This is a genomic window from Streptomyces solincola, assembly GCF_002982015.1.
GTDB classification, from domain to species: domain Bacteria; phylum Actinomycetota; class Actinomycetes; order Streptomycetales; family Streptomycetaceae; genus Streptomyces; species Streptomyces solincola.
Genome location: NZ_PVLV01000274.1, coordinates 1 through 12,575, shown reverse-complemented (window position 1 = coordinate 12,575; position 12,575 = coordinate 1). Strand labels below are relative to the sequence as shown.

Sequence of the window (12,575 nt, the reverse complement as noted above, 5' to 3'; positions counted from 1 at the left end):
CCCTCGCCGCCATCAGGTCCGTCGACCGCGCCCCGCGCCCGACCGCCCCGGCTTCCGTCCCCGCCGGCGTCAGGCGTCCGGCGCGCTGGCGCGGGACCCGAGAGCACCCCGCCTGGGAGCCGGGTCCCGGCCGTCCGGCGGGGGGCCGACGGGTAGCGCCCGACCGCCCCGGCTTCCGCCCCTCGCCGCCGTCAGGCGTCCGGCGCGCCGGCGCGGGGCCCGGGAGCACCCCGCCCGGGAGCCGGGTCCACTCCGCCCGGCGGGGGGCCGACGGGCAGCGCCCGCCGCCGGCCCCGGGGCCGGCGCGCTACCCCGCGCCGGCCGGCGCCCTACGCGTCGGCGCGGGCGGCCGCGAGGAGTTCCTCGGCGTGGGCGCGGGCGGTCTGGGAGTCCTCCTGGCCGGCCAGCATCCGGGACAGCTCGCGGACCCGGTCCTCGCCCTCCAGCACGGTGACCCCCGAACGGGTGACGGAGCCGTCGTGGGTCTTCTCCACCAGCAGCTGGCGGTCGGCGAAGGCCGCCACCTGCGGCAGGTGGGTGACCACCACGACCTGCGCCGAGCGGGCCAGCTTCGCCAGCCGGCGGCCGATCTCCACCGCCGCCTTGCCGCCGACGCCCGCGTCCACCTCGTCGAAGAGGTAGGTGGGCACCGGGTCCACCCCGGCGAACACCACCTCCACCGCCAGCATCACCCGGGACAGCTCACCGCCCGAGGCGCCCTTGGCGATGGGCCGGGGCGGCGCGCCCGGGTGCGGGGCGAGCAGCAGCTCCACCTCGTCCGCGCCGTGCGGCCCGTAGGCCACCGTGCGCCCGCCGACCTCCACCCCGTCCGGGTCCTCGGTCTGCCCGATGGCGAACGAGACCCGGGCGTGCGGCATCGCCAGCGACGCCAGTTCCTCGGTGACCGCGGCGGCGAACCGCGCCGCCGCCTCCGTACGGGCGTCGGAAAGCTCCTGCGCGAGCACCGACAGCTCGGCCCGCAGCGCCTCCCGCTCCGCCGTCAGCTCGCCGATCCGCTCGTCGTCGCCGTCCAGCTCGGTGAGCCGGGCCGCGCCCTCCTCCGCCCACGCCAGCACCGCGTCGACGCCCTCGCCCGTCCCGCCGTACTTGCGGGTGAGGGCGGTGAGCGCCGCCCGCCGCTCCTCCACCGCGGACAGCCGCAGCGGGTCGGCGTCCAGGTCGTCCGCGTAGCCGGCCAGCTCACCGGCGACGTCGGCGAGCAGGATGGAGATCTCACCCATCCGGTCGGCGAGCGCGGCCAGTGACGGGTCGTGCGCCCGGACCGCCTCCAGCGCGCGCTGCGCGCCGGCGACGAGCGTGGTGGCGTCCACGCCCTCCGGGTCCTCGACGTCCCCGGCCAGCGCCCCGTGGGCGACCGCCGCCGCGGAGGCCAGCGCCTCGGCGTGGCCCAGCTTCTCCGCCTCCGCGGCCAGTTCGACGTCCTCCCCGGCCCGCGGCTCGACCGCCTCGATCTCGCTCAGCCCGAAGCGCAGCAGATCCGCCTCCTGGGTCCGCTCCCGGGCCAGGGTGGTCAGCTCGTCCAGTCGGGCGGCGACCGTCCGCAGCCGGCGGTAGGCGTCGGTGTACTTGCGCAGTGGAGCGGCGACGCCGTCGCCGGCGTACCGGTCGAGTGCGCCGCGCTGCCGGGACGGCTTGAGCAGTCCCTGCTGGTCGGTCTGCCCGTGCACGGCGACCAGCTCGTCGGCCAGCTCGGCGAGCACGCCGACCGGCACCGAGCGCCCGCCCAGATGCGCCCGCGAGCGGCCCTCCGCCGAGATGGTACGGCTGATCAGCAGGGCGCCGTCGTCCAGCTCGGCGCCCGCCTCGGCGGCGCGGGCGGCGGCCGGAGCGCCCGGTTCCACGCTGAGGCGGCCCTCGACGACCGCGGACGGCGACCCGATCCGTACCAGCGCGGCGTCGGCCCGGCCGCCGAGCAGCAGGCCGAGGCTCGTCACCACCATGGTCTTGCCCGCGCCGGTCTCGCCGGTGACCGCGGTGAACCCGGGTGACAGCTCCACCACCGCGTCGTCGATGACTCCGAGCGACCGTATCCGCATCTCCTCCAACACGGAGAAGACCTTACGAGGTTCCGGGGGCGGTGTGCGACGGCCCCCGCCGTGCGCCGCCGAACCGGCAGGTCACGGCCGCGCGACGGCCCCGCATGTCACCCACCGGGGTGGGCGGCCGCCCACTGCGGCGCCGGGCCCCGTCCGCGTACGCCTCAGTGCGGCGCGCCGCGCCAACCGGACACCGGCAGGGCGAACTTGGCGACCAGCCGGTCGGTGAAGGAGGCGTGGTGCAGCCGGGCCAGCCGGACGGGCACCGCGCCCCGCCGCACCTCCACCCGCGCGCCGGCGGGCAGTTCCGCGGTGCGCCGCCCGTCACACCAGAGCACCCCGTCCGGGGTGTGCGGCTCGACCTCCACCGCCAGCACCGAGTCCGGCGTGGTGACCAGCGGCTTGGCGAAGAGGGCGTGCGCGCCGATCGGCACCATCAGCAGCGCCTCCACCTCCGGCCAGACCACCGGTCCGCCCGCCGAGAAGGCGTACGCCGTGGAGCCGGTCGGGGTCGCGCAGATCACGCCGTCGCAGCCGAAGCCGGTCACCGGCCGCCCGTCGATGGCGACCACCACCTCCAGCATCCGCTCCGGCGACACCTTCTGCACGGCCGCCTCGTTCAGTGCCCAGTCGGTGTGCATGACCTGGCCGTCGTCGTGCACGGTGACGTCGAGCGTCATCCGCTCCTCGACCTCGTAGGCGCGGGTGACGACCCGGTCCACCACCTGGTCGAGGTCGTCGCGTTCGGCCTCGGCGAGGAAGCCGACCCGCCCGAGGTTGACCCCGAGCATCGGCACCCCGGAGGCGCGGGCGAACTCCGCGCCGCGCAGCAGCGTCCCGTCGCCGCCGAGCACGATCAGCAGCTCGCAGCCGTCCAGGACGTCCGGCGACGCCTCCGGCACGATCTGCACGGCCGGGGTGTCGGGCAGCGGCAGGTCGGCCGCCTCGGCGGCCAGCACCCGCACGTCCAGGCCGCTGCGCAGCAGCCCGAGCGCGACCAGTTCGGCGCTGCGCACGGCGGCCGGCCGGCCGGTGTGGGCGAGCAGGAAGACGGTCCGCGGAGCCGACGACGCCCCGGGGTCGAGCGCGGGCACGGCGGACGTCGACAGTGCTTTGGACGAGCTCAACGGGGTCCCTCCGCGACGGCGCGGTCCACATCGGCCGGATCGAGCGCGGGCGCCCCGGCCCGCATCCACAGAAAGTACTCCACGTTCCCGGAGGGGCCGGGCAGCGGACTGGCGGTGACGCCGAGGACGCCGTACCCGAGCGCCCCGGCCTGCCCGGCGACCGTGCGCACCGCCTCGGCCCGCAGCTCGGGGCTGCGCACCACGCCGCCGCTGCCGAGCCGCTCGCGGCCCACCTCGAACTGCGGCTTGACCATGAGCACCAGGTCCGCGCCGGGCGCGCACACCCCGGTCAGCGCGGGCAGCACCAGCCCCAGCGGGATGAAGGACAGGTCGCCGACCACCAGGTCCACCGCCGTACCGCCGATCGCGTCGAGAGTCAGCTCGCGCACGTTGGTACGGTCCTTGACGGTGACGCGTTCATCGCTCTGCAACGACCAGGCCAACTGCCCGTAGCCGACGTCCACGGCCACCACGTGGGCCGCTCCGGCGCGCAGCAGCACGTCGGTGAAGCCGCCGGTGGAGGCCCCGGCGTCCAGCGCCCGCCGCCCCTCGACGACCAGCCCGGACGGCGTGAACGCGGCCAGCGCCCCGGCCAGTTTGTGCCCGCCGCGGGAGACGTAGTCGGGGTCCGCGTCGTCGGAGGCGACGACGATGGCGGCGGCGGTCTCGACCTGGGTGGCGGACTTGGCGGCGACCGCGCCGCCGACGCTCACCCGCCCGGCCGCGATGAGCTGGCCCGCGTGCTCCCGGGAGCGGGCCAGCTTCCGGCGTACCAGCTCGGCGTCGAGACGGCGGCGTGCCACTCCTGCCACGTTCGGTTCAGCTCCTGTGGTCGTACGAAGAGGGGGACGGCCGCCCGGTGGGTGCGGACGGCGCCGGGGGCCCGGGCGGACGGGCGTCCAGCGCGGCCAGCGCCTCCCGCAGCTCCCGGTGTACATCCTCGTACACCGCCAGGTGCCCGTCGGCCGGGAGGTGGTCGGCGTCCGCCAGCCTGTGCAGGGCCGCGTCCACCGCGGGGTACCCGGTGGGCGTGCGCTCCACCCCCAGCGCGGCCGGCCCGCCGGGCTCCTCCCGTCCGGTGGCCCCGTCCGGTGCCGCGTCCGGCGTCAGGTCGTCGTCCATGGGCCCGACGCTACCGCGAAGCCCTGCGGTACCGTCGGTCCGATGGCCACGATCGAGGAGTGCCGCAGCGCACTGGACAAGCTCTCCGACTCGCTGCGGCGGGCGGACGGCGAGGTGCGCTCCGCGGCCGCGATGGACCGGGCGCTGAGCTGCCACCTGACCGACCTGGACACCACCTTCACCGGACGCCTGGTGAACGGCCGGATCCTGGTGCAGGACCGGTTGGACGGGCCGCCGCGCGAGAAGGCGGAGATCCGGCTCGCCATGACCGGCGACGACCTGGTGGCGCTGGTCGACGGGCAGCTCGACTTCGCCCGCGCCTGGGCGTCGGGCCGGGTCAGGCTGGAGGCCGGCTTCCGCGACCTGCTCCGGCTGCGCTCGCTGCTCTAGCCCCCTGCTTCCGCAGGGCCTCCGGGGCCGCCGCGGCCTTGGCGCGCCCGGCCGCGCGGGCCTGGCGGGCGGCGGGCACCACCAGCGGGGTGCCGGTCTCCGGGTCGGCGATCACCTGGCAGCGCAGCCCGAAGACCCGCTCGACCAGCTCGGCGGTGACCACCTCCGACGGCGGCCCCTCGGCGACGATCTCCCCGTCCCGTACCGCGATCAGGTGCGTGGCGTAGCGGGCCGCGTGGTTGAGGTCGTGCAGCACGGCGACCAGGGTGCGGCCCTGGGTCTCGTGCAGTTCGGCGCAGAGGTCGAGCACGTCGATCTGGTGCTGGATGTCCAGGTATGTGGTCGGCTCGTCGAGCAGCAGCAGCGGCGTCTGCTGGGCCAGGGCCATGGCGATCCACACCCGCTGGCGCTGCCCGCCGGACAGTTCGTCGACGTACCGCTCGCCCAGCTCGGCGACCCCGGTCGCGGCCATCGACTCCTGCACGATCGCCTCGTCCTCGGGCGACCACTGCCGCAGCAGGCTCTGGTGCGGGTAGCGGCCGCGGGCCACCAGGTCGGCGACGGTGATGCCGTCCGGCGCGATCGAGGACTGGGGCAGCAGCCCCAGCGTCTTGGCGACCTTCTTGGCGGGCAGCGAGTGGATGGCCTGCCCGTCCAGCAGCACCCGCCCCTCGGTGGGCTTCAGCATCCGCGACAGCGCCCGCAGCAGGGTGGACTTGCCGCAGGCGTTGGGGCCGACGATGACGGTGAAGGAGTGGTCGGGTATCTCGACCGAGAGGTCGCGGGCGATGACCCGCTGCTCGTAGGCGAGGGTGACCGCGTCGGCGCTGAGCCGCTGACCGCCCGGGGCGGTGGCGGGGCGGTCCGTACGCTGCTGGCGCTCCATGGACGTGCTCCTGGCGTCGTCGTGCTTCGAAGGGTGGCCCGGGGCGGGCTGGTGACCGCGGCTCATATCCGGCCGGCCTTCCGCTCGGTGACCAGCAGCGCCAGCAGGTAGACGCCGCCGACCACGCCAGTGACCACGCCGACCGGCAGTTCGGTGTCGCCGAAGGCGTTGCTCGCGGTCCAGTCGGCGGCCAGCAGCAGGGCCGCGCCCATGCAGGCGGAGGCCGCCAGGTTGGGTCCGGGCGCGCGGGTGAGCCGGCGGGCCAGCTGCGGGGCGCTGAGCGAGACGAAGACGATCGGCCCGGCGGCGGCGGTGGCGGCCGACACCAGCAGCACGGCCGCGCACATCAGTGTCAGCCGTACCCGCTCGACCCGCACCCCCAGCGCGTACGCCGAGTCGTCGCCCATCTCCAGCATCCGCAGCGGCCGTCCGAAGGCGAGCACCAGCGGGACCAGCACCGCGCACATGGCCAGCAGCGGCCAGAACTGCGTCCAGTCCCGGCCGTCCAGCGAGCCGGTCATCCACAGCACCGCGCGGGTGGCGTCGACCAGGTCGGCCTTGGTGATCAGGTAGTGCACGACCGCGGTGAGCATCGCGGCGGCGCCGATGCCGACCAGGACCAGCCGGAAGCCGTGCACTCCGCGCTTCCAGGCGAGCAGGTAGATCAACACGCCGGTGACCAGCCCGCCGACGACCGCGCCGGCCGCGACGGCGCTCTGGCCACCGTGGAAGAGGACGATGACGGTGAGCGCGCCGACCGCGGAGCCCTGTCCGAAACCGATGACGTCGGGGCTGCCCAGCGGGTTGCGCGAGATGGACTGGAACACCGCGCCGCCCAGCGCCAGCGCCGCGCCGACCAGGATCGCCACCAGCACCCGCGGCAGCCGCAGATCCTGGACGACGAACTCCTGGGCCATGGTGCCGTCGCCCATCAGGGTCGCGACGACCTCGGCCGGCGAGATCGGGTAGTCGCCGCTGCCGATGAGCACGATGCCGACCGCGGCGGTCACCGCGATCAGCAGCAGCACCGCGCCGGTGGCCCGCGGCTGGTAGCGCACCGACAGCCCGCCGGGGGCGCGCAGTGCCTTGCTGGTACGGGTGATCAAAGCTGGGCCATCCTCTTGCGGCGTACGAGGTGGATGAAGACGGGCCCGCCGACGAAGGCGGTGACGATCCCGACCTGGAGTTCCGCGGGGCGCACCAGGATCCGGCCGAGCACGTCCGCGCCGATCAGCAGCACCGGGGACAGCACCGCCGCGTACGGCAGGATCCAGCGCAGGTCGGGGCCGGTCAGGGCGCGCACCAGGTAGGGGACCATCAGTCCGACGAAGACGATCGGGCCGCAGGCGGCGGTGGCCGCCCCGCACAGCAGGGTCACCGTGACCACCCCGAGCAGCCGGGTGCGGGTGAGGTTCGCGCCCAGCGCGCGGGCGGTGTCGTCGCCCATCTCCATGGCGTTCAGCGGACGGGCGATCAGCAGCGCGAGCAGCACCCCGGCCGCGATGAACGGCGCGACCTGGCGGATGGTCGCCAGGTCGGCGTTGGAGAGCGAGCCGACGATCCAGAACCGCAGCCGGTCCAGTGCCACCGAGTCCAGGAGCTGTACGGCGTTGACGTAGCCGAACAGCGCGGCGGTGGCCGCCGTCCCGGCGAGCGCGAGCCGCACCGGGGTGGCCGCCCGGCTGCCGCCGAGCACGTACACCACCACCGAGACGACGGCCGCGCCCAGCAGCGCGAACCACACGTATCCGGTCAGCGAGGTGATGCCGAAGAAGCTGATCGCGGTGACGACGGCGGCCGACGCCCCGGCGTTGACGCCCATCAGCCCCGGCTCGGCGAGCGGATTGCGGGTGAGGGCCTGCATGACCGTGCCGGAGAGCCCGAGGGCCGCCCCGACCATCAGCCCCATCAGCGTCCGCGGCACCCGCAGGTCTCTGATCAGGACGTCGTTGCCGGTGCCGGTGTAGTGGAACAGGCCGTGCCACACGTCGGCCAGGGGGACGGGCTTGGCTCCGACGGCAATGCTCGCGACACAGACGAGCAGCAGGACGACGAGGGACAGCACGAGCCCGGCCGCGCGCGCCGAGCGACGCCCTCGCGGCCGTACCGCGCCGCCGCCGGCGTCCGCGCTCTGCTTGCTGGGGGGACTGTCGACCAACACGCCGGTAAGGTTAGCCTAGCTTTCATCGCTGCCCGAAAGCCCCCGGCAGCCCCTGGGAGAGGGCGCCTGGCAAGACGCCAGCGGCCTCACTCCGCAAGGCGCTCCAGCGCCTTGCCCGCGTCCAGGGTGCACGCCCCGTCCCCGCCCCGCGTCCAGGCCGCCGCGCACAGCGCCCGCAGCCCGTCGAGCCGCTCGCCGTCCCCGGACAGCTCCAGCGCCTCCCCGGCCGCCCGCGCGGTCCAGCCACCGCAGGCGAAGCCCTCGTCCGCCGACCCGGTCACCTCCGGCTGCCCGGTCAGCAGCCCGCGCAGATCCGCGTCCACATACGTCGGACGGTGCTTCGGCACGGCGGCCAGCAGGGCTGCCGCGTCCGTCACCCCGGTCAGCACCAGCAGCGAGTCCACCCCGCCGCCCACCGCGCCCTCGATGTCGGTGTCCAGCCGGTCCCCCACCACCAGCGGCCTTTTCGCCCCGGTGCGCAGGATGGTCTCGCGATGCATCGGCGGCAGCGGCTTGCCCGCCACCTTCGGCTCCTTGCCGGTCGCGATCCTCACCACCTCCACCGCCGCCCCGTTGCCCGGCGCGATGCCCCGACCGCTCGGGATGGTCAGATCGGTGTTGGACGCGAACCACGGCGCCCCCGCCGCCACGGCGTACCCCGCCTCTGCCAGCCTGGACCACGGCATGTCCGGTCCGCCGTACCCCTGCACCACCGCCGCCGGATCGTCGTCGGCCGACTCCACCGGGGTCAGCCCGCGCTCCCGCAGCGCCACCCGCAGCCCCTCGCCGCCGATCACCAGCACCCGGGCCCCGTCCGGCACCTCCTCGGCGACCAGCCGGGCCACCGCCTGCGCCGAGGTGATCACGTCCTCGGCGGCGGCCGGCACCCCCAGCTCGGTCAGGTGCCCGGCGACCGCGTCCGGCGTCCGCAGCGCGTTGTTGGTGACATACGCCAGGTGCATCCCGCCGTCCCGGGCGGCCGCCAGCGCGTCCACCGCGTGCGCGATCGCCTCACCGCCGGCGTACACCACGCCGTCCAGGTCCAGCAGCGCGGTGTCGTACGCCTCGCTCAGCGCGGTCGCGCTCCCGCGCGGCCGGTCCACCGCGCCCCCCGCACGGACATACGATGCGGGGATGACGACGACAGGTCCTGCGGCCGACGGCGGGCTCCACCTGAAGCCTTTCCGCGGACTGCGCTACGTCCCGGAACGGGTCGGCAGTCTGGCCGCGGTGACCTCACCCCCGTACGACGTCGTGGTACGCCCGGACGGCCTGCACCACCTCCAGTCGGCCGACCCCCACAACATCGTCCGGCTGATCCTCCCGCAGGCGGCCACCCCCGACGCCCGCGGCCGGCAGGCCGCCGACACGCTGCGCAGCTGGCTCGCCGAGGGCGTGCTCGCCGCCGACGACCGGCCCGCCCTCTACGTATACGAGCAGCGCGACGGCGACCTGCTGCAACGCGGCCTGATCGGAGCGCTCGCCCTCTCCGCCCCCGAGGAAGGCGTCGTCCTCCCCCACGAGGACGTCATGGCCCCGATCGTCGAGGACCGCGCCTCCCTGATGCGCACCACGGCCGCCAACCTCGACCCGCTGCTGCTCACCTACCGCGGCGACGCCACCGCCGCCGACGCCACCGCCTGCGGCGCGACCGCCGTCGTCGAGCGCACCGCCGCCACCGCCCCTCTGCTGTCCACCACCACCGAGGACGGCGTCGCCCACCGCCTCTGGGCGGTCACCGATCCCGCGGACCTCGCCGAGGTCACCGCGGGACTCGCCCGCCACCAGGCCCTGATCGCCGACGGCCACCACCGCTGGGCCACCTACCTCCGGCTGCGCGCCGAACACCCCTCCCCCAGCCCCTGGGACTACGGCCTGGTGCTCCTCATCGACACCGCCCGCTACCCGCTGCGGGTACGCGCCATCCACCGCCTGCTCAACCGGCTCGCCCCCGACCGCGCCCTGGCCGCGCTCACCGCCCTCGACGGGGCCTTCCGCGTCCGCCCGCTCGACGCCCCGCTCCCCGCAGCACTGGACGCCCTGGCCTCCGCGGCCGACGCCGGCAACGCCTTCCTCCTCGCCGGGGCGGGCCGCTTCCACCTGGTGGACCGGCCCTCCCCCGACCTGCTGGCCGCCACCGTGCCCGCCGACCAGCCGCCAGCCTGGCGCGCCCTGGACGCCACCGTCCTGCACCACACCCTTCTCGAACACGTCTGGCGGGTCCCGGACGCCCCCGAGGACATCACCTACATCCACGACACCGCGGCGGCCGTCGAACAGGCCGAGCGACGCGGCGCGACCGCCGTCCTGCTGCACCCGGTACACGAGGAGACCGTCCGCGACCTGGCCCGCCAGGGCGTGATGATGCCCCGCAAGTCGACGTCGTTCGGCCCCAAGCCCGCGACCGGCCTCGTCCTGCGCAGCCTGCACACCGACACTGCCGCTGACTGATACCGCGGTACGCAGAAGGGGCGGCGCCACACGGCACCGCCCCTTCCCTGCTCACCGGCCCTGCGGTCAGCTCCGCTCGTCCGCCGGCCCGTCCACGACCTCACCGGCCGCCGAGCCATCCGCGGCCGCGTCGCCCTCGACGTCCGCGGCCGCCGCGTCAGCGACCACTGCGTCCTCGGCGTCCGCGACGCGCTCGGCGGGCTCGTCCTCGACGTGCTCGTCCTCGGCGTCCACGAACTCGACGCCGTCCAGCTCCGCCAGCCGGTCGGAGGCGTCGGTCGAACCGTCCTTGTCCGCCTCCAGCGCCTTGGCGAACCACTCGCGGGCCTCGGGCTCCCGGCCCGCCGCCAGCAGCGCGTCCGCGTAGGCGTAACGGAGCCGCGCGGTCCACGACTGCACCGAGTGCGAGGCCAGCTCCGGGCTCTGGAGGGTCACGATGGCGGCGTCGAGCTGCCCCATGTCCCGGCGCGCCCCTGCGGCGACCAGTCGCATCTCCACCTGGCCGGCCTTGTCCAGCTTCTGCACCTCGGGCTCGCCGGCCATTGCCAGCGCGCGCTCGGGACGACCCATGCCGCGCTCGCAGTCGGCCATCACGGGCCACAGCTCGACACTGCCGGTCATCCGGCGCGCTGCCCGGAACTCGGCCAGCGCCTCGGAGTACTTCTGCGTCGCGTACGCGGCGAAACCGGCGGCCTCGCGCACCGCGGCGACCCGCGAGGCGAGCCGCAGCGCGATCCGCGAGTACGCGTAGGCCTGCTCGGCGTCCTCGTCGATGAGCCGGGCGACCATCACCAGGTTCCTCGCCACGTCCTCGGCGAGCGTCTTGGGCAGGCTCAGCAGCTCCTGCCGCACATCCTGGTCGATCTCGTTGCCGGTGACGTCCTCCGGGATCGGCAGCCGCTTGATCGGCTCCCGGTCGCGGTCCCGGTCCCGGTCGTCCCGCCGGAAGCCGCCGCCGGCACGGTCCGGACGCCCGCGGAAGCCACCGCGGTCCCGGTCGTCGCGCCGGTCATCCCGACGCGGACCCCGCGAACGGTCGTCCCGCCCGCGGTAACCACCCCGGTCGTCCCGACGGTCATCGCGCCGGTCATCCCGTCGCTGCATGCGGTCGTCCCGCGGGAACCCACCCCGCCGGTCATCCCGCCGGTCGTCACGCCGATCATCCCGGCGCTCGTCACGCCGGTCGTCCCGGCGCGGGGCCCGGTCATCCCGGGGGAACGAAGGCCGGTCGCCCCCACGCCGGAATCCGCCGCCACGGTTGTCATCGCGGCGGAACCCGCCCCGGTCGTCCCGACGGTCATCACGCCGGTCGTCCCGACGGTCGTCACGCCGCTCGTACGGCCGGTCGTCCCTGCGGAAGCCCCCGCGGTCGTCCCGGCGGTCGTCCCTGCGCTCATCGCGCCGGAAGCCGCCCCGGTCGTCACGACGGTCGTCCCGGCGGAAACCGCCACGGTCATCCCGGCGATCGTCCCGGCGGTCGTCTCGACGGTCATCGCGCCGGTCGTCACGCCGCTCGAAGGGACGGTCATCGCGACGGAAGCCACCGCCGCCACCGCCGCCACGGTTGTCATCGCGCCGGAATCCGCCGCCACGGTTGTCGTCCCGACGGAAGCCGCCACCACGGTTGTCATCCCGACGGAAGCCTCCCGGACGGCGGTCATCCCGCCCCCGGTCGTCACGACGGTCGTCCCGGCGGAAGCCGCCACGGTCATCCCGGCGATCGTCCCGGCGGTCGTCGCGCCGGTCGTCACGCCGCTCGAAGGGACGGTCATCGCGACGGAAGCCACCGCCGCCGCCACCGCCACGGTTGTCATCGCGCCGGAACCCGCCCCGGTCCCGGTCGTCGCGGCGGCCGTAGCCACCCCGGTCGCGGTCGTCCCGGCGGAACGGTGGCCGATCGTCACGCCGGCCATAACCGCCACCGCGGCTGTCATCCCGGCGGTTGTCATCGCGGCGCGGCGCGCGGTCGTCTCGACGGAAGCCGCCCCGCTCGCCACCGTCCCTACGACGCGGCTCGCGCTCCGGACGGTCGTCAGAGGAATTGGTGGACATCGACATGGCTCCTGTCGTTCGAGGTGCAAAACAAAAAGGACCCTTGGTCCCAGCGTGAACGCTGGGACCAAGGGTCCTTGAAAGATTGTTCGGCGGCGTCCTACTCTCCCACAGGGTCCCCCCTGCAGTACCATCGGCGCTGAAAGGCTTAGCTTCCGGGTTCGAAATGTAACCGGGCGTTTCCCTAACGCTATGGCCACCGAAACCCTAAAGGGTTCTAGCGAACAAGCACACTTTTCAATTGAACAAGTGGTGCTACCGGTGCGACTGTTCGCAACCCGGGAACAACACAGTGGACGCGAGCAACTGAGGACAAGCCCTCGGCCTAT

At 74.9% G+C, this 12,575-nt stretch carries 11 protein-coding genes, 1 rRNA gene and 1 pseudogene; 2 read left to right on the top strand and 11 right to left on the bottom strand.

What is annotated here, in order from left to right:
* Window positions 1–329: 329 nt before the first annotated feature.
* The 4 genes from recN to C6N75_RS18190 form a co-directional block, all read right to left on the bottom strand.
* Entirely contained in the window at window positions 330–2,057 is a 1,728-nt protein-coding gene (gene recN, locus C6N75_RS18205; RefSeq protein WP_105869961.1) for a DNA repair protein RecN, read from the bottom strand.
* Window positions 2,058–2,221: 164 nt separating this feature from the next.
* Window positions 2,222–3,151 (bottom strand): NAD kinase, encoded by a 930-nt coding sequence (locus C6N75_RS18200; protein ID WP_105869960.1) that lies wholly within the window; start codon window positions 3,149–3,151, stop codon window positions 2,222–2,224.
* Window positions 3,152–3,180: 29 nt separating this feature from the next.
* Window positions 3,181–3,996: a TlyA family RNA methyltransferase gene (locus C6N75_RS18195; protein ID WP_105869959.1), complete on the bottom strand. Its 816-nt coding sequence runs from the start codon at window positions 3,994–3,996 to the stop codon at window positions 3,181–3,183.
* 7 nt (window positions 3,997–4,003) lie between these two features.
* Entirely contained in the window at window positions 4,004–4,306 is a 303-nt protein-coding gene (locus tag C6N75_RS18190) for a hypothetical protein (RefSeq protein ID WP_105869958.1), read from the bottom strand.
* Window positions 4,307–4,348: 42 nt separating this feature from the next.
* Between C6N75_RS18190 and C6N75_RS18185 the strand changes: the two genes are divergently transcribed.
* Entirely contained in the window at window positions 4,349–4,696 is a 348-nt protein-coding gene (locus C6N75_RS18185; protein WP_105869957.1) for an SCP2 sterol-binding domain-containing protein, read from the top strand.
* On the opposite strand, the gene C6N75_RS18180 is transcribed toward C6N75_RS18185, so the two are convergent.
* The 4 genes from C6N75_RS18180 to C6N75_RS18165 all read right to left on the bottom strand — a co-directional run bounded on the left by C6N75_RS18180 (window position 4,644) and on the right by C6N75_RS18165 (window position 8,846).
* Window positions 4,644–5,582, bottom strand: a complete 939-nt coding sequence (locus tag C6N75_RS18180; RefSeq protein ID WP_105869956.1) for an ABC transporter ATP-binding protein — start codon at window positions 5,580–5,582, stop codon at window positions 4,644–4,646. The genes C6N75_RS18185 and C6N75_RS18180 overlap by 53 nt on opposite strands.
* A 62-nt stretch (window positions 5,583–5,644) precedes the next feature.
* The gene (locus tag C6N75_RS18175; protein WP_407703240.1) at window positions 5,645–6,688 is read right to left on the bottom strand and encodes a FecCD family ABC transporter permease; all 1,044 of its coding nucleotides are present in this window, start codon (window positions 6,686–6,688) and stop codon (window positions 5,645–5,647) included.
* Window positions 6,685–7,743 (bottom strand): FecCD family ABC transporter permease, encoded by a 1,059-nt coding sequence (locus C6N75_RS18170; RefSeq protein WP_105869955.1) that lies wholly within the window; start codon window positions 7,741–7,743, stop codon window positions 6,685–6,687. Before C6N75_RS18170 ends, C6N75_RS18175 begins: the two co-directional genes overlap by 4 nt.
* An 86-nt stretch (window positions 7,744–7,829) precedes the next feature.
* Window positions 7,830–8,846, bottom strand: a complete 1,017-nt coding sequence (locus C6N75_RS18165) for an HAD-IIA family hydrolase (RefSeq protein ID WP_105869954.1) — start codon at window positions 8,844–8,846, stop codon at window positions 7,830–7,832.
* 31 nt (window positions 8,847–8,877) lie between these two features.
* On the opposite strand from C6N75_RS18165, the gene C6N75_RS18160 reads away from it, so the two are divergent.
* A complete protein-coding gene (locus C6N75_RS18160; protein WP_105869953.1) occupies window positions 8,878–10,194 on the top strand; it encodes a DUF1015 family protein in 1,317 nt (438 codons plus the stop codon).
* A gap of 66 nt (window positions 10,195–10,260) precedes the next feature.
* On the opposite strand, the gene C6N75_RS18155 is transcribed toward C6N75_RS18160, so the two are convergent.
* From C6N75_RS18155 to rrf, 3 genes and pseudogenes are all read right to left on the bottom strand, one after another.
* The gene (locus C6N75_RS18155) at window positions 10,261–11,046 is read right to left on the bottom strand and encodes a tetratricopeptide repeat protein (RefSeq protein WP_105869952.1); all 786 of its coding nucleotides are present in this window, start codon (window positions 11,044–11,046) and stop codon (window positions 10,261–10,263) included.
* A 354-nt stretch (window positions 11,047–11,400) separates the two neighbouring features.
* Window positions 11,401–11,976: pseudogene (locus C6N75_RS32120) on the bottom strand (hypothetical protein); the annotation flags it as partial.
* A gap of 357 nt (window positions 11,977–12,333) precedes the next feature.
* Window positions 12,334–12,450: ribosomal RNA gene (gene rrf / locus C6N75_RS18145) — 5S ribosomal RNA — on the bottom strand.
* Window positions 12,451–12,575 lie beyond the last annotated feature (125 nt).